Annotated in this window: 15 protein-coding genes; 6 read left to right on the top strand and 9 right to left on the bottom strand. The window is 60.9% G+C overall.

What is annotated here, in order from left to right:
* The first annotated feature begins 10 nt into the window (after positions 1–10).
* Complete coding sequence (locus JNL55_RS20370) at positions 11–3,838, top strand: glycoside hydrolase 43 family protein (RefSeq protein ID WP_293858001.1); 3,828 nt, start codon at positions 11–13, stop codon at positions 3,836–3,838.
* A 22-nt stretch (positions 3,839–3,860) separates the two neighbouring features.
* Here JNL55_RS20370 and JNL55_RS20365 read toward each other — a convergent pair whose 3' ends face one another.
* The 7 genes from JNL55_RS20365 to JNL55_RS20335 form a co-directional block, all read right to left on the bottom strand.
* On the bottom strand, positions 3,861–4,730 hold the full coding sequence (locus JNL55_RS20365; RefSeq protein ID WP_293857998.1) for an amidohydrolase family protein: 870 nt from the start codon (positions 4,728–4,730) through the stop codon (positions 3,861–3,863).
* A complete protein-coding gene (locus JNL55_RS20360) occupies positions 4,730–5,578 on the bottom strand; it encodes a fumarylacetoacetate hydrolase family protein (protein WP_293857995.1) in 849 nt (282 codons plus the stop codon). The genes JNL55_RS20365 and JNL55_RS20360 overlap by 1 nt, the downstream gene beginning before the upstream one ends.
* 37 nt (positions 5,579–5,615) lie before the next feature.
* Entirely contained in the window at positions 5,616–6,341 is a 726-nt protein-coding gene (locus tag JNL55_RS20355) for an SDR family oxidoreductase (RefSeq protein WP_293857992.1), read from the bottom strand.
* Positions 6,342–6,388: 47 nt separating this feature from the next.
* Entirely contained in the window at positions 6,389–7,219 is an 831-nt protein-coding gene (locus tag JNL55_RS20350; RefSeq protein ID WP_415923123.1) for a kinase, read from the bottom strand.
* Positions 7,209–8,180: a 2-hydroxyacid dehydrogenase gene (locus tag JNL55_RS20345; protein ID WP_293857986.1), complete on the bottom strand. Its 972-nt coding sequence runs from the start codon at positions 8,178–8,180 to the stop codon at positions 7,209–7,211. The genes JNL55_RS20350 and JNL55_RS20345 overlap by 11 nt, the downstream gene beginning before the upstream one ends.
* A 20-nt stretch (positions 8,181–8,200) precedes the next feature.
* Positions 8,201–9,226: an aldo/keto reductase gene (locus tag JNL55_RS20340; protein ID WP_293857983.1), complete on the bottom strand. Its 1,026-nt coding sequence runs from the start codon at positions 9,224–9,226 to the stop codon at positions 8,201–8,203.
* An 89-nt stretch (positions 9,227–9,315) separates the two neighbouring features.
* Positions 9,316–10,038 (bottom strand): DUF899 family protein, encoded by a 723-nt coding sequence (locus JNL55_RS20335; RefSeq protein ID WP_293857980.1) that lies wholly within the window; start codon positions 10,036–10,038, stop codon positions 9,316–9,318.
* A 172-nt stretch (positions 10,039–10,210) separates the two neighbouring features.
* Here JNL55_RS20335 and JNL55_RS20330 point away from each other — a divergent pair, with 172 nt between their 5' ends.
* The 4 genes from JNL55_RS20330 (at position 10,211) to JNL55_RS20315 (ending at position 13,395) form a co-directional block, all read left to right on the top strand.
* Positions 10,211–10,684 (top strand): Lrp/AsnC family transcriptional regulator, encoded by a 474-nt coding sequence (locus JNL55_RS20330; RefSeq protein WP_293857977.1) that lies wholly within the window; start codon positions 10,211–10,213, stop codon positions 10,682–10,684.
* 69 nt (positions 10,685–10,753) lie between these two features.
* Entirely contained in the window at positions 10,754–11,803 is a 1,050-nt protein-coding gene (locus JNL55_RS20325; protein WP_293857974.1) for a pyridoxal-phosphate dependent enzyme, read from the top strand.
* Between the two features lie 751 nt (positions 11,804–12,554).
* A complete protein-coding gene (locus JNL55_RS20320; RefSeq protein ID WP_293857971.1) occupies positions 12,555–12,788 on the top strand; it encodes a hypothetical protein in 234 nt (77 codons plus the stop codon).
* A gap of 175 nt (positions 12,789–12,963) precedes the next feature.
* A complete protein-coding gene (locus JNL55_RS20315) occupies positions 12,964–13,395 on the top strand; it encodes a hypothetical protein (RefSeq protein ID WP_293857968.1) in 432 nt (143 codons plus the stop codon).
* Here the strand turns inward: JNL55_RS20315 and JNL55_RS20310 are convergent.
* Positions 13,392–14,786, bottom strand: coding sequence for a peptide MFS transporter (locus tag JNL55_RS20310; RefSeq protein WP_293857965.1), 1,395 nt, complete (start codon positions 14,784–14,786; stop codon positions 13,392–13,394). The genes JNL55_RS20315 and JNL55_RS20310 overlap by 4 nt on opposite strands.
* 161 nt (positions 14,787–14,947) lie before the next feature.
* Between JNL55_RS20310 and JNL55_RS20305 the strand changes: the two genes are divergently transcribed.
* Complete coding sequence (locus tag JNL55_RS20305; protein ID WP_293857962.1) at positions 14,948–15,937, top strand: LysR substrate-binding domain-containing protein; 990 nt, start codon at positions 14,948–14,950, stop codon at positions 15,935–15,937.
* A 37-nt stretch (positions 15,938–15,974) separates the two neighbouring features.
* Here the strand turns inward: JNL55_RS20305 and JNL55_RS20300 are convergent, their stop codons facing one another.
* On the bottom strand, positions 15,975–17,345 hold the full coding sequence (locus JNL55_RS20300; RefSeq protein ID WP_293857959.1) for an aspartate aminotransferase family protein: 1,371 nt from the start codon (positions 17,343–17,345) through the stop codon (positions 15,975–15,977).
* Positions 17,346–17,437 lie beyond the last annotated feature (92 nt).

Genomic DNA, 17,437 nt, shown 5'->3' with positions numbered 1-17,437 from the left:
AAGTGGCGGTGTGACGGTCACCCCCAAGTCGATAGGCCGTCATGCCGCCACAGGGTTTGTGTTCGATATGAAGCTGTTTGCGTTGGTTCTGGTCGCGGCGCTCGTATCTGCAACTGCGAGCGCTCGCGCCGCCGAGGCCCCGCGGTCGTACCGCAACCCGATCTTGCACTCGGATTACTCGGATCCGGATGCGATCCGCGTCGGCGACCGGTATTACCTGGTGGCCTCGACCTTTCACTACTCGCCCGGGCTGCCGGTGCTCGAATCCAAGGATCTGGTGCACTGGACCTTGGTGAGTCACGTATTGGCGCGCCTGGACTTCGATGCCAACTACGATCTACCCGGCCCGGTGGAATTCGACGACAGCACCGAGCGCATTCCATTCAACACCCAGATAGGCCATCGCTACGCCGCCGGCGTGTGGGCACCTTCGATTCGTTTTCACCAAGGCCGCTTCTACGTGTACTTCGCCACGCCCACGGAAGGCGTATTCATGGCGAGTGCCGCACGCGCCACTGGCCCGTGGAGTGCGCCAGTCAAAGTCATCGACGAACCGAACTTGGAAGATCCCTGCCCGCTCTGGGATGACGACGGCAATGCCTATCTGGTTCATTCGCGCGTCGGCGCCGGGCCGCTGATCCTCCGCAAGATGAGCGCTGACGGCACCAAGGTGCTGGATGCCGGCAAGGTCATTGTCGAAGACAAAGAGCGGTTACCCACTCTCGAGGGGCCGAAGCTGCTCAAGCGCGATGGGTACTACTACATCTTCGCGCCTTACGGTGGCGTCGGCGAAGGTCCGCAAGCGGTGCTTCGTTCGCGCGACGTCTATGGGCCTTATGAGATTCGCACCGTGCTGTCTAAAGGCACTACGCCCGTGCAAGGACCTCATCAAGGCGGCTATGTGGAAACGCCGTCGGGACAAGGTTGGTTCTTACACTTCAACAGCACGGGCGCTTACGGCCGCATCGTTCATATGCAGCCGGTGAGTTGGGAGGATGGCTGGCCCGTGATGGGCGAACTGTTACCCGGCGCGCCGAATGGGCAACCGGTGTTGACACATGCAGTGCCTGATGTCGCTGGCAAGTTCGATCCCGTGTATCCGCAAACGTCGGATGAGTTTTCTACTCCGAAGCTGGGACTGCAGTGGGAGTGGAATCACAACCCTGCCAATACCCACTGGAGCTTGAGCGAGCGTCGCGGCTTTTTGCGCTTGAAGGCTCTGCCCGCACCGAACTTGGTCAGCGCTCGGAACACACTGACTCAGGTGCTACACGGCCGCTCGTCGCAAATCACAACTCGCATCTCGGTGAAGGGAATGCGCGATGGGCAGAAGGCCGGGCTTGCGATGTTCGGCAAGCGACCGAGTTGGCTTGGCGTGACTCAGGTGGCCGGGAAGCGGCAGCTCACCTTCTCTTATGCAGGCAATGACGCGCTTGGCGATGTCATCGCCGTCGACTCGCTGCTGCTGCGAGTGAATGTCGACGACGAGTTCGCTCGCTACTCCTACAGCCTGGACGACGGCAAAACGTTCGCGCCGTTCGGCACGCGAGCCAAGCTGATGTTCAGCTGGTGGAAAGGCGCTCGGCCGGCGTTGTTCACCTATGCAGCCGACAAGAATGGCAGCGGTGTGGTGGACTTCGATTGGCTACGCGTCGAAGACACTCGCATCGACCGGGAGGCGCTGGTGAAGCGGCACAATCCCGTGCTGACGCGCGTCGACCCGTCGTCGCCCTTGATGGTCGGCAACGGCAACATCGCATTCACCGCCGACATCACAGGCTTGCAGACGTTTCAGGAACAGTACTCGGCGCTGACACCGCTGCTCACTCAAGCGCAGTGGGCCTGGCACAGCTTTCCGAATCCGCAGGGCTACAAGTACGAAGACAGCCTGGTCCCGGTGAATGTCCGAGGTCAGCAGCAACAATATCCTTGGCTCAAAGATTGGTCCGAAGCCAAGCGGCCGGAGATTCAATGGCTGCGTGAGAATCCACATCGATTCTCGCTAGGTCGGGTCGGCCTGCATCTGTTGTCTAAGACGGGTCAGCCAGCCAAGTTCACCGACCTTCAGGCACCGACACAAACGTTGGACCTGTGGAGCGGCACGCTCCACAGCCGCTTTCAATTCGAAGGCCAGCCGGTGGAGATCGAAACCAGCGTGCATCCGCGCTTGGACATGCTGCTGGTCCGGATCAAAGCCCCCGTACTCAAGCGTTCTCAGCTGGGTCTCGATCTCAAGTTTCCGGGCGTGGCCGCGCAGCTCAACCCCGATCCGGCGGATTGGACGCATCCAGAACGTCACGTCACTGAGATTCTCAGCAAGACCTCGCGCCGGCTGTCTGTGCAACGACGACTCGATGACGCGAACTATTTTGTTGAAGCCGCTAGCGATGAAGACGTGACGTTCGAGTCGGTTGGCCCGCATGTTATTCGCGTGCAGCCCACAGACGATGACGGTGTGTTCGAGTTCAGCGTGCTGTTCTCTCCGGAACGTCATCCGCAGCCGCTACCGTCAGCGACCGAGTCGCGCTCGGCGGTGATCGCAGCGTGGGACTCGCATTGGAACAATGGCGGTGTGATCGACTTTTCTGGCAGCACCGACCCACGCGCCAAGGAACTCGAGCGTCGAGTTGTGTTGTCTCAGTACTTGATGGCACTCAACGCGGCGGGCACTTTGCCGCCTCAGGAAGAGGGACTGTTCTCCAACAGTTGGAACGGCAAGTTCCATCTGGAGATGCACCCGTGGCATGCCGCGCACTTCGCCTTGTGGGGTCGCACCGAGCTGCTCGAACGGAGCATGCCTTGGTATCTCCAGCATTTGCCCCAAGCCAAGGCGCGAGCAGCCTCTCACGGTTTGAATGGTGCTTGGTGGCCGAAGATGGTTGGACCCGAGGGTCGCGAGAGTCCTAGCACCATCACGCCGTTCTTGATGTGGCAGCAGCCACATCCCATTTTTCTCGCCGAGCTGATCTATCGCGACCGCCCCAATCCGGTGACCTTGGCCGAGTATCGAGAACTGGTATTCGAAACGGCAGAGCTACTCGCTTCATATGCTCACTATGACGAGGGTCGTGGCCGCTATGTGCTGGGCCCGCCGCTGATTCCAGCGCAGGAAGTGTTTCCACCGTTGAGCACAGTCAATCCAACGTTCGAGCTGGAGTACTTTCGATTTGGCCTGGCCACGGCGCAGCTCTGGCGCGAGCGATTGAAGCTGCCTCGTAAGCCGGAGTGGGATCGGGTATTGGAGAAGTTGTCGCCGCTGCCGGAACGAGATGGGTTGTATCTGGCGGTTGAGTCCTTTCCGCAGCAATGGGAACAGGCACGCAGCCCCTTGTGCTCCAACGGCGCGACCTCGGAAGAATGCTGGAATCGGGATCATCCTTCGTTTCTCGGCGCGCTCGGGCTACTGCCCGGCACCGGTATCGACAAGGAGACCATGCGACGAACCTTGCGCGCGGTGGAGTCGAGCTGGGATTTGAGACAAACATGGGGATGGGATTTTCCGCTGCTGGCCATGACGGCCGCGCGTCTTCATGAACCGGAGAAGGCGGTAGACTTTCTATTGCACGAGTCGAAGAATTTTCAGTTCGGCGTTAGCGGCATGACACCGCGGGTTCATCTGAATGAACATGCAGCGGATCTTCTACCCGCCTCCGGTGGTGCCGCCAACGCCGACCCGAATTATCGCCGCCTCGCCGAAACCTACTTTCCCTCCAACGGTGGCCTGCTACTCGCCGTCGGAATGATGGCTGCGGGCTGGGATGGCGAACTCGGCTACTTGCCGGGATTCCCGAAACAAGGCTGGAAGGTACGCGCCGAAGGCCTGCGCCAGTTGCCTTGATTCGCACGCTGAATCGATGCATTCAAGCATCGCCGCTGCTGGAAATCTCGGCCGGCGTCAGGCCGTAAATGCGGGCGGCCGTACTGCCCCAGATCCACTCACGATCCGAGGCTGACAGTTGCGCCGACCAGCGCTCGACGATGTCGGCCGCTTCGGCGTACGAAGCCACCAGCAAGCACACCGGCCAATCCGACCCAAACAGCAACCGCTGCGGCCCGAACATCTCCAGTGCGACATCGAGGTAATCGCGCAGATGAGCCGCATCGAACTTGCCACTCGCATCGTTGGCTTCCGTCACCAGCCCCGACAGTTTGCAAACCACATGCGGCAGCGCTGCGATCGGCGCGAGATCCCGGCGCCACGAGTCGAGCCGGCGATTGCGAATGTTCGGCTTCCCCAAGTGATCGAGCACCAGCCAATGCTGGTCGCTGCGCCGACTGAAGTCCGTCACTGCCGGCAGCTGATCGGCGAAAATCAGTAGCTCATAAATCATCTGTCGGCTTTGAAGCAACGCGACGCCGCGTCGAAACGCAGCGCTATCCACCAGCTCACCGGCATTCGGATCGCCTTGGAGAATGTGGCGAAAGCCCATCAGCTTGCGATTGCTCGCCCAACTTGCGAGCCGCTGAGCCAGCGAATCGGAGGACAGATCCACCCAGCCGATGACTCCTGCCACCCACGGATACTGCCCGGCGAGGTCCAACAGGAAGTCAGTTTCACGCTCGGCAACCCTGGCTTGCACAGCGATACAACTATCGATGCCCGCCGCATCGAGCAGCGGGCGCACATCCTCAGGCAGCAGGTCGCGCTTCAGCCCCTGCATATCCGCGCTGATCCACGGATATTCCTGTGAATCGTAGCGCCAGAAATGAATGTGCGAATCGACGCGCATCAGGCACCGTAGGCTTTGACCTGCTGGCGCTGTTCGCCGAGTTTATCGATGCCCAGACGCACAACATTGCCGGGACGCAAATACACTGGCGGCTTCTGGCCCAAACCGACACCAGCCGGCGTGCCGGTGGAAATCACATCGCCGGGCTGCAAACTCATCATGCCGCTGAGATAACTGATCAAGAACGGAATACGAAACACCATGTTGGTGCTGTTACCGTTCTGATAGCGCTTGCCGTCCACTTCCAGCCACATGCCCAACGAATGCGGATCGGGCACTTCGTCTTTAGTCACCAGCCACGGGCCGGTGGGGCCGAAGGTGTCGCAGCCTTTGCCTTTATCCCAAGTGCCGCCGCGCTCGAGTTGATACTCACGTTCGGACACGTCGTTGATCACGCAGTAGCCGGCGACATGCGACAGCGCGTCGGACTCATCGATGTAACGACCGCCTTTGCCGATGACCACACCGAGTTCCACTTCCCAATCGGTCTTGAGCGAGCCGCGAGGAATTTCGATGGCGTCATTCGGCCCGACCACGGCACTGGTCCACTTACCGAACACCACCGGCTCGGCCGGCAGGGCCAGATTCGACTCCGCCGCATGATCGGAAAAGTTCAAACCGATACAAATGAACTTACCGATGCGGCCAACGCAGGCGCCGAGGCGCACACCCTCACCCACCACCGGCAGCGTCGATGGGTCGAGCGCCGCGAGTTTGTCGAGACCTGCGGGCGTCAACGTGTCACCGGCGATGTCGGTCACGACGCCGCTCAGATCGCGAATCTTGCCGCTGGCGTCCAGCAGCCCGGGTTTTTCCTGGCCCAGCGGGCCGAAGCGAAGTAGTTTCATAAACTCACTCGTTGAAAGTTGGGGACCGGCAGGCCGTCTAGGCAGTCCAGCCGCCGTCGATGGTGTGCGTCTGGCCGGTCACGAAGGCGGAGTCATCGCTCGCCAGATACAGCGCCAGCAACGCGATCTCTTCCGCCGTGCCGAGCCGGCCCATGGGCTGGCGTGCGATGAACGCTTTACGCGCGGCTTCGTGGTCACCGGTAGCCGCCATGCGCTGATGGAGCGACGGCGTATCGACCGTGCCCGGGCAGATCGCGTTACAACGAATGCCGCGGCTGATGAAATCCACCGCGACCGACTTGGTCAAACCGACGATGGCGGCTTTGGTCGCCATGTAAGCGAACCGATTCGGTACCGCCTTGAAGCCGGCGATCGACGACATGTTGATGATGGAACCGCCGCCAGCATCCAGCATCTTCGGCAGGAAGGCGCGAATGATTCGATACATGGGCGTCAGGTTCAGATCCACCGACGTGGCCCACGCGTTGTCGTCACATTCCAGGATGGTGCCGGTGTGAACGAAGCCCGCGCAGTTGAAAATCACGTCGACCTTGCCGATCTCTGCAGCCAGCGCAATGATCGCGGCCGGATCCCGCACATCCAGGCGCTTGATCTCGCAACCTTGCAGCTCGGCCAACTTGCCCGCATCGATATCGGTGGCAATGACCCGCGCACCTTCTCGAGCGAACAGCTCAGCGGTGGCGCGACCGATGCCCTGAGCGGCAGCAGTAACCAGTGCAGTTTTGTTCGCCAGCCTCGACATGGGTCCCTCCCAATAGTCGCGAATCGGCCTCCGGAAATCACCGCATGCTAGACAGGGTTCGCGACGTGCCCGAGCACGGTTCGCTCGGGCGACAAACGAATCACCAGATCGGCGCGACCCGGCATCTCGATCAGTGTGTGGCGAGTCAGCCGTTCGTAGTGTTGGATGAAACGCGCGATCTCGGCATCGCTCATCACTTTTGAACCGCGGCCGGCCGATTTTGCGCGCAGCTCATGCTCTTGCTGAGTGCGCCACTTCAACACCACATCGAACGACGGCGCGGCCAGCAGCACCAGCACATCGAATTTGGCGAACAGGCTTTGATACTCGCTGGCCAGCGCATCGTTCACATAGCGGCGCCAGCGGCCGCCGACATCTTCATTGGCTTCGAGTTGATTCACCGGTTGATCCAGCGCCCCGAGCGTTTGCGGACGCGTGCCGACACACCAGCCTTCGAGCAATACCAGGTCCACCGGACCTTCGACGACATCCCACTCTTCCTTGGGGCGACGGTCATCGCGAGCCTTGTCGAAACGGGGCAACGGCACTGGGCCGCCGTGCGCTAGAGCATGCAACGTGTGTACGCCGAGCTTGGTGTCGTGCGTACCCGGCACACCGCGTGTCCCTAACAGCGGATGCACGTGCTTCGCGAGCTTCTCTCGGTCCGCGAGTGGCAAATACAAATCATCGATAGACAGATTCGCCACTTTGCAGCCGGCCTGCGTGAAGCGCTCGGCCAGTGTCTTGCAGACCGTGCTCTTGCCACTGCCCTGACTACCACACACGCCCACGACTAACGGGCGCTTGGCTCGAGCTGTCAGTCGAGCCCGGATGGCCTGTTCAATGATGTCCGCAGCGGAAATGTTTTCAGGCAACACGGTTGGGCGGCGTTCGACCGGCGAAAAAGTGGTCCAGATTGTCGGCCATTTGCATGCCCATGGCAGTACGAGCTTCCAGCGTTGCACTTCCGAGATGCGGCAATAGTACCGCGTTTTCCAGCTCTTGCAGAGCCGCCGACACGGCCGGCTCGCGCTCGTACACATCCAAACCAGCCGCAGCGATCTGACGTTGCGCCAGCGCCATTGCCAACGCGTCCTCGTCCACCACACTGCCGCGTGCAGTGTTGATGAGAATGGCGGTCGACTTCATTTGCGCCAGTGTTTGCGAGTTGATCAAGTGGCGCGTAGCCGCGCCGCCTGGGCAATGTAACGACACGACGTCCGACGCCGCCAACAAGCTATCCAGCGTCGTGTGATGCTCGGCCTCCAACGCGCTTTCTTCTTCGGTGCTGGCCCGACTGCGCGAGTGATACGCGATTCGCATGCCGAGTGCAGCCCGAGCTCGACGCGCCGCTTCCTTGGCGATGCGTCCGAAGCCGACCAGGCCTAATGTTTTTCCTTTCACATCCATGCCCAGCAATTGAGTCGGTGCCCAGCCGGTCCACTTGCCGTTACGAAGCACTCGTTCGCCCTCGCCGGCACGCCGACTGGCCATCAGGATCAACAGTATCGTCAGCTCCGCCGTGGCATCGGTGAGCGCGTCCGGCGTGTTGGTCACCACCACATTCGCGCTCTTCGCCGCAGCCAGATCGATGTGCTCGAAGCCAGCGCCAAAGTTGGCCAGGATGCGGACCTTCAAACCTTCACTCAGCAACAGTGACGCGTCGAGTTTGTCGGTGATGGTCGGCGACAACGCATCGTAAGTGCGCAATGCCGACAGCAACGTATCGCGGCTGAGCGGACGGTCGTCGGGATTCACGGTCACTTCATAGCTGGCACGCAAGCGCTCCAACACCGCAGCCGGCAAACGACGCGTGATCAACAAACTGGGGCGGGACATATCTTTGCTCGAAGCGAGAATCATGCAGTCTCCGGCAGCGGAGCATCGGGGTGAACCAAACCTTGTGCGCGCAACTCGGCCCAGAAGGTCGCGGGAATGGGCAGCGTCAACCACTCCTTCGCGCCACGCACCTCATCTGGATTACCCATGCCTGGAATCACCGAAAGGACCTGCGGATGCGCCAACGGGAATTGCAACGCGGCCGAGGCCAATGGCACTCCATGGCGCTGGCAAACGGCTTCCAACGCGGCGACGCGCGCAACGATCTCCGGCGGAGCCGGCTGATACTCGTACATCAAAGGCGCTTGCCGCCGCATCCCATACCGTCCGTCGTGGGCCAGAATGCCGGAATTGTACGGACCGCCGACCACGATGCCGACTTTTCGCTGCTGGCACAGCGGCAGGAAGCTAGTGAGTGCGGTTTGTTCCAACAATGTGTAGCGACCAGCGAGCAGCATGATGTCGAAGTCGCCGTGAGCCAGTGCGTCTTCACACACTTCCCACTCGTTCACGCCCAGACCGATGGCTTGAACGGCGCCGCCATCACGCAGTTGACGTAATGCTTTGTAACCACCGTCCATGAACTCGGCAAACAAATGGGGATGTCGCTCACCATGTGCGCGCCGACCCAGGTCATGCACATAGAGCACATCGATGTCCCGTCGCAGGCGAGCGCGACTGCCTTCATAGGAACGCATGACCGCGTCGTAGCTGTAATCGAACACGCTTTCATACGGCTCGGGCGAGACGAAGCCCTGCCGTACTCGAGTCAGATCTGCGTCGGGGCGCGGCTCGAGGCGTCGGCCCACTTTGGTCGAGACCACCACGCGCCGCTCCGGATCGAGTTCAGCCAGCGCTGCGCCCAGCCGTTGTTCGCTGAGGCCGAAACCATAGTGAGGCGCGGTATCCATATAGAGAACGCCCTCGGCCAAGGCCGCTGCGACGCTGGCGAAGGCCATGGACTCAGGAATCGCACGGTACAGGTTGCCGATGGCGGCACCGCCAAAACCCAGCAAACTGATTCGGTCTTTGACGCGCGCCGGCATGACTGCGTTGTAACAGCAGCGCTTGGTTGGGCGCTACCGGAGTTCGGGCAGGGCTGCCCGAACTCCGGCTCCAGGTCATGGCAATCGGCTCAGCGCGGGTATTCCAGACTCGGATACCAATCCGACTTGCGACCTTCCGGCGTGCAGTCGAGCACGGTCCACAGCGGCATCAGATCTGGAGCGCCTCGCGGATCCTGACCGGGATCGGCTTGCTCGAAGCCCATTTCTCCTGCCCAGAAGTGCCGAATCGTGCCGTCGCGACGGGTGAACACGTTGAACGCCGCGCTGTCCTCGAACTCGGGCGTGATCGCGTAATAGTCCTTGCTGTAGTCACGACTCGTATCTGAGTACAGCTTGAGGTTGCGCCAGCCGCGTTCTTTCTTGAACGCCACCAAGCGCTCGATGGGCGACTGCGCCACCACCGCGAGCGCGACGTTCTGCTCGATGTCCTGAGCTTCGCCGTCCCATGAACTCAGCAACGAGGTACACATGGGGCACGGCCGCTCCCGTTGCGGGCCGTACATGTAGCTGTAGATCACCAAGGTCTGTTTATCGCCGAACAAGTCGGCGAAATTGACCGGGCCTTGCTCGCCCTGGAATCGATACTGCTTTTTGACTTCGCCACCCGGCGGCAGCCCGCGGCGCATCTCCGCCACTCGCTCCAGATGACGGCGCAACTCGATCTCTTCGGCGAGCAACGCGTTACGCGCTCGACGGTACTCGGCGCTTTCGTTGGGAAAGCTGTTGGTGTTCTTGGCTGCCAGCTCTTTGGCGGGCACCAGCAAGGGCGTCGAAGATTGGGCTTGGGCCATATGCGTCTCCTTGAAACGAAGGGACCAGGAGCAAACGCCTGAGACCGTCCCAGGTGCCGAACCTGTGTCAACTTTCTGCACCAAGGACGCGCCGGGCCGGCTCGAACCGACACCCCGCCTGCCAAAACTTGCAATCGTGCGTCGTGTCCCACAAGGCGTGGCAAGATGCGACATGGATCTGGATCGCTTCGACCGCCAATTGCTCAATCTGGTACAGCAAGACGCCTCGCAGACGGCCGATCAGCTGGCCGAGCATGTCGGCTTGTCGCCGTCGGCCATTCAGCGACGCCTGAAACGAATGCGAGAACAAGGCGTGATCGTGCGTGACGCCGCCGTGCTCGATCCGCGTGCCGTCGGCCGGCCGACCTTCTTCGTAGTGTCGTTGGAAGTAGAACGTGAGCGGCCGGAGTTGTTGGCGCAGCTACGCGAATGGCTGACCCAGCGCGCCGAGATTCAGCAAGTGTTCTATGTCACCGGCGAGACCGACTTCGTCATCGTCGTCACGGCCCGCGACACCGAATCATTCGACGCCATGATGTCGCAATTGATCGAAGACAATCCCAACGTGCGGCGCTTCACCACCAATGTGGTGTTGGGCCTGGTCAAGCAAGGTCTGACCATTCCGGTGCCGCTCGACGATCAATGAGCGGTTTGGCCGCACACGCGAGCGCATTTTTGCAGTTCAACGGCACGGCTGGGCGGCGATACTGAGCGCATGAACACAGCCAATCATGCCGATCTGCACGCTCTGTGGACTCACCTTTGGCCGCAGGCACAACCCACGCCACTGATTGAATTGCCAGCGCTGGCACGCGCAGCAGGCGTCGCTCGCGTGTTCGTCAAGGTCGAAGCAGAACGACCGCTCGGCAGCTTCAAAGCACTCGGCGGCATGATCGCCGGCATTCGCGCTTTGGCGAGAGCCAGCGGCATTGGCGATCCTCGTGAACTCGTTTCGGGCCAGCGTGTGAAATCCCTGCCGAGATTGATCTGCGCGAGCGAAGGCAATCATGGCTTGTCTGTGGCAGCAGCGGCCAACAAGGTTGGCACCCAGGCCATCGTGTATCTGCCGAGAGAAGTCGGCGCAGTACGTGTCGCTCGCATCGAAGCGCAAGGCGCAAACATCGTTCGTATCGACGGCACCTATGACGATGCGGTGCTCGCCGCCGAAGCCGCGGCAGAACATGGCGATGGCTTGCTGATTCCCGATACCGCCAGCGATCCCAACTCACCCGTGGTCAATGATGTGATGGCCGGCTATGGATTGTTGGCGCAAGAACTCGACCTGCAATTGCGTCAGCAGTGGCGCGAACAGCCGACCCATCTGTTGGTCCAAGCCGGTGTCGGCGGGCTGGCCGCAGCCATGATCGATGGCCTGCAAGCGACCCTGCGTGAACCGAAAAAGTTCATTGTGGTCGAGCCGGAGGCGGCAGCGTGCGTTGCTGCCGCTCTGTCGCTCGGTCGAGCAACGCTGCTGCCCGGAGATTTACATACGGCCGCCGAAATGTTGGCTTGTGGCGTCGCTTCCTCGCCGGCGCTTCGTATCCTGCAGAAACATGCCGTCAGCTGTGTCGGCGTTCCCGACGCGGAGTTGTTAAAAACTGTAACCGAACTTCGCCACTTCGGCGGCCCGCACACGACAGCGTCCGGCGCCGCCGGCGTCGCAGCCCTACTGCACATCTGCTCGCGACGCGAGCTGAGAGAAACCCAGCAGCTCGGGCCGAATAGCGTGGTGCTAACGATTGCCACTGAGCGCGCCTTGAGCTAGGAGGTGCGAAATGTCTGACGGTGCCAACACTGCTCGCACCGTTGCAATCTCATCGTCGCCCCGGCCCATTGCCGGCCGCATTTTCCAAATGCTTTGCATCAAATGACACATCGCGCGGCCGGAGCAGCGCCCCACAGCGGCGCGCCAGCAAGCTGAAGCAGCTGAATAGGCCGGCCCAGCGCGCGACATTCCTTTTGCATTTTTACCGGTTCGACCGCCCGAATTAGCTCCTCGGGCAGCGACCTGCGCAAAAAATCACAGCACACTCACAAGCCGAGCCCCGCGAAACGCGTCATTTGCTACCGCTCGCCATGTATAAATCAGTTTAGATGCTTGCCCTGGAGGGAATATTTCTGTAGTAAAGCCGCCTTCGATACATTCATGCGCCGAGCCGCTCCAGCTTGAATGTATCTGCAACGAGGCCGCGCTCTTTTGATACGATGCGCACGTCATAAGTATCATTGGCACAGGCCGCCCCTGGTTCTAACGGAGTCCCGGATTTGACACGCAAGCGAGCAACTAGCCGCCCACGCAGTTACAACTCAGCTCGCTCGTGATCCGAGCCTAAGCGCCCAGTCACTCACCGCCGAGCCCACGTTCCAGAACCGATTCTTAGCTTTCACCATGCGGTCGCCAGTTGCTCGAACCGATACGTCAGTATCTTTTCAAGCAATTGCCCAGATGAGTTCACTACCGCGGAACTTGTCGCTGCGGCCGCGGATTTCAAGCGGCGTTACCCCGAGGACTAACCATGGCAACTAAAGCAAAACGCTCCAAGACTCCTGCTAAGAAAAAGAGCTCGAAGGCCACTTCGCGCGTCCGTTGGACCAGCCAGAACGATCGCGAAATGAAGGCTCTGATCAAGGATCAGACCCCGGCCCGCGCCATCGCCACCAAGCTGAAGCGCACCGAGGCGGCCGTCCGCCAGCGCATCCACAAGCTCGGCCTGTCGCTGCGCTCGTCGAAGAAGAAAGCCCGTCGCTAATTGGACTAGTAGGGTTTTGTAAACATTCGGGGCGCTTGCGCCCCGATGTTTCCTGTGCCGCCGGCGCCGGTTCTTCCGGGTTGGCGGTACACTTGGTTACAAAGTTTTAATACATCCTGGATTAAGCTGCGCGGTCGCCAGCGAGCTCGGTCACCAGTACGATCATGGTTAACCCATGATTCATTACCACTCCGACAGTGAGATCGAGCGCATCGCCACCGGCGTCATCGCTCGCACTCTGCCCAAACCCGAATGGACCCACGCAGCGCACTTCGCCGCCGCGCTCTGGATCCTGCGCCAGCCCGACATGGATGCCGAGCGCGACCTGCCGCCATTGATTCGTGCTTACAACCTGGCCACTGGGGTGCAGAACACCGATTCGGCCGGGTATCACCAAACGATTACGTTGGCTTCGTTGCGAGCCGCGCGCGCCTGGTTGGCGAAATGGCCTGACCGGCCGTTGCACGAAATTTTGAACGAATTGCTCGCCAGCCCCTACGGGCGCTCCGGCTGGCTCTTGGAATATTGGTCCAAACCGGTGTTGTTCTCAGTCGTAGCACGCCGGGCCTGGGTCGACCCGGACTTGCAGCCGCTACCGTTCGACTAACCGGCCGGCTTGGTGTCCAGCTCGAGCACGCGGACAAACATTCCTCGCAGCGCGAGCACGCTCAAGGAACCGAGCACCGCGACGCCCACGTGAATCAGCCAGAACACCGCCGGGCCGAGCGGTTCATAGAAGCGAGCCAGCCAACCGCTGGCGATGCCACCGACGAACAGGCCGAGATAGTACGAGCCCACCATCATGGCGTTCACGGCGACCGGCGCCGCGCGCGACACCAGCGCCAGCGCGATGGGCGCGACATACAAATACGACGCGGCACAAACGAAATGGAATGCGACCGGCCAATACACCGGCACCGCCTTCGCGGGCGATAGCCACTGGCCCACGCTCAACAGCAAACAGGCAATCGCGAAGAAACCACAACCGAGCGCAATCTTGACCAGGTCGCTGGGCTCGGCGGCGCGCTGCGCCTGTCGCCGCCACAACAACATCACCAACGGTGCGAACAACAATACCGTGAGTGAATCCAGCGCCTGAAACCAGGTCACCGGCAGCATCAACCCGAACGGCAAGGAACGATCGACCTGATCGCGCAACCACACCGGATAGGTATTCCACACTTGGGTCTGCACGGTCCAGAACAGTGCAGTGATGGCGAGCAACACCAGGATCACGATGACTTTGCGCACATCGCCCGGCTGCAAGCGCGGTCGATCCGCAGCCGCCACCGTATTCAGACTGTCGGCCGGCAAATATTTCGTGCCTGACAAATAAATGACGATGCCGACCAACATGCCGATGCCGGCGGCGCCGAAGCCATAGTGCCAACCGTAAAACTCACCGAGCGTGCCGCAAACCAGTGGCGCCACGAACGCGCCGACATTGATAGCTGTGCAGTACGCCGTGTAAGCGCTGTCACGGCGCCGATCGTCCTTCGCATACAGCGCGCCGACTTGAGCCGCGAGATTGCCTTTCAACAATCCCGAACCGACGATCAGCGCCGCCAGCGCCGGCAGGAACGCCGCTTCGAAGGCCATCAAGAAATGTCCCACCGCCATGGCGGCCGCGCCGATCAATACTGCGCGCTTGCGGCCGATGACCCGGTCGCCGAGCAGTCCGCCGAAAATGGGAACGAAATAAACCAGGCCGATGTACAGCCCGAAAATCTGTGCCGCCAGCGCTTGCGTGGAGAGCGTGCCGAACACCGACTCGATGGCGACCCGCAACCCGGCGAAACCCGCCACCTGCTCGATGACTCCGGGATTCAGCAGATAGCCAGACATGTACAGCACCAGCAGCGCCTGCATGCCGTAAAAGGAGAATCGCTCCCACGCTTCGGTGAACGCGATGTAGGCCAGGCCGCGTGGATGGCCGAAAAATTCGGCACTGCTGGCGACCGGCGCGACGTGCTGGCCGGTCTCGGCGATGGTATTCAATGGCACCCCTACCCTTCGCGATGGAACGGTAATCCCCTAAGAATCACATTGATGGTGTCAGCCTCGGCGAACCGGTTAGAAGTGCCAAAGCCAGCCCCTTTGGTGCCGTTTTAGCACCGCTCATGACACAATCCCGTTCCCTTTCCAGTCAGAATGCACTGATGAGTGAGGAAAAAATCGCACACCAGCCGGCCGCGACTCTGCCCTCACGCAAGGCGCTGCCGCCTTTTGAGGCGTTACGGGCCTTCGATGCAGTGGCGCGTCTCGGGGGCGTTCGCAAGGCCGCGCAGTATTTATGCCGTGACCACGCCGTGGTCAGCCGGCATTTACGCGCCATCGAAGATTGGACCGGCACCAAGCTGATTCAACGAACCCCAGGCGGCGCAGTGCTGACCGAGGACGGCATTCGTTATCACAAGCAGGTGGCCACCGCCATCGACTTGATCGCCGGCGCCACCGTGGATTTGATGAAGCGCGGCGACGATCATAGGTTACATATTCGCTGCATGCCGGGCTTCGCGTTGCTGTGGCTGTCATCGCGGCTGGGGGAATTCGAGCAGGCCAATCCGGGCGTCGATATCGAAGTACGGCCGCTGGACCGCCTGCCCGACGTGCTGGCCCATCACACCGATGTGGAAATCCGCTTCGTGGCACCGTATGCGGATCGCGTCGAGCTGGCAGCTGAACTACGCAGTGCCGAGATCGTGCATTCGCCGGTGCTGGCGGTGGCCAATCGCGACTATCTGACCCGCTCCAGCCCGATCAACGAACCGCGCGATCTATTGGCCCATCAGCTGTTGCACGAAGAAAATTTCAACCGCTGGCGCAATTGGCTGAGCTTTCATGGCATTCATGAAGACGTGGAGCTGAGCGGCACGCGCTTGTGGCAAGGCCACTTGACGCTGGATGCAGCCCGCCACGGCCGCGGCATCTCACTGACCAACTATGTGATCGCGGCGGACGACCTGCTCAGCGGACGCTTGGTGGATGTGGGCGAAGGCAAACCGGCCTTCCAGCCGCAGGCCATCGGTATTTATCACTTCATCGCGCGTGAGAAGCGCTGGGATTCGCCGGTGATTCGCAAGTTCCGGCAATGGATGCTGACCACCCTGAAGAAACAGCATCCGCATCTCAAGGCCGGCAAGGACTAAAAAACGGGCGCAGTTCGCACCGCGCCCGTCAGTGGCATTACCCCAGGCCAAACTTTTTCGCAGTCTCGTCCAGCGCCTTGCGCGCCTTCTCGATCAATTCATCGACCTGCGCTCGGGTGATGATGAGCGGCGGGCTCAGCACCATCGCTTGATACACGGCTCGCATGATGAGCCCATGGTTCGCGGCGGTGTCGCGGCAGAAATTCGCCGCATCGTCCTGCGCCGTAAAAATCTCGCGGCTCTGCTTGTCCTTCACCAGCTGAATAGCGGCGATCAAACCGACGCCGCGAATCTCGCCGACGATGGGATGCGACGCCAACTCCTGCAACGACTTGCGGAAGTACGGCGCAATCTCATCGCGCGTACGCTCGACCAAACCTTCAGCACGCAGCAACTGAATGTTCGCGATTGCCACAGCACACGACGCCGGATGACCCGAGTACGTGTAACCGTGGGCGAGCGCGCCGCCTTCGTTGATTTCTTTCCAGATGCGATCATGAATCGCGACGCCGGCAATCGGCAGATAGCCCGACGACAAGCCCTTGGCCATGGGCATCAGATCCGGATCGATACCGTAAGTCTGTGACCCGAACCATTGCCCGGTGCGACCGAAACCGCAAATCACTTCGTCGGCCACCACCAGCACCTCGTACTTGCGACAGATGCGCTGAATCTCGGCCCAATAACCCGGCGGCGGGTCATACACGCCGCCCGCGCCCATCACCGGCTCACCGATGAAGGCCGCGACATTGTCGGCACCCAGCTCCAGAATCTTGTCTTCCAGCAAGCGTGCGGCTTTCAGGCCGTACTCTTCCAAGCTCAGCCCGCCACCCTGCGTGTAGTAGTGGTGATGCGGAATCTGCACGAAGCCTGGCAACAACTCGCCATCGAGCGCATGCATGTGAGCCATGCCGCCGAGACTCACCGCAGCGAGCGTGCTGCCGTGATAGCCCAACGTGCGTGCGATGAAAGTGCGCTTGGTCGGTTTGCCTTTGACACGCCAGTAGTGACGCGCGAGCCGAATGACGGTGTCGTTCGCCTCCGAGCCCGAGTTGGTATAGAAAAAATGCTTCAAGCCGGCCGGCGTGACTTCCGCCAACACCTTGCCCAACTCGATCTGCGACGGCGTCGCAGTTTGGAAGAAGCTGTTGTAGTACGGCAGCGTCTGCAACTGCTGAGTCGCCGCATCCACCAGTTCCTTGCGACCATAACCGACATTGACGCACCACAGCCCGGCCATGCCGTCCAGGATCTTGTTGCCGTCGCTGTCCCACACATACGCGCCTTCGGCACGAGTGATGACCCGCACGCCTTTGCCGGCCAGAGCTTTCTGGTCGGTGAAGGGATGGACGTGGTGAGCCACATCCAACGCTCGATAATCCTGAGTCGATCGCAAAGTCTGAGCCATTACCTTCTCTCTGCTCGGAAGGGGCCAGAGGCCCCTTCCATATAGTCACAGTCGCGGGGGCCGCAGCCCCCTGCGACTCAAGGTCAGAACTG

Source organism: Steroidobacter sp. (assembly GCF_016790065.1).
Classification (GTDB): Bacteria; Pseudomonadota; Gammaproteobacteria; order Steroidobacterales; family Steroidobacteraceae; genus Steroidobacter.
This window is presented reverse-complemented; position numbering and strand designations above follow the sequence as displayed.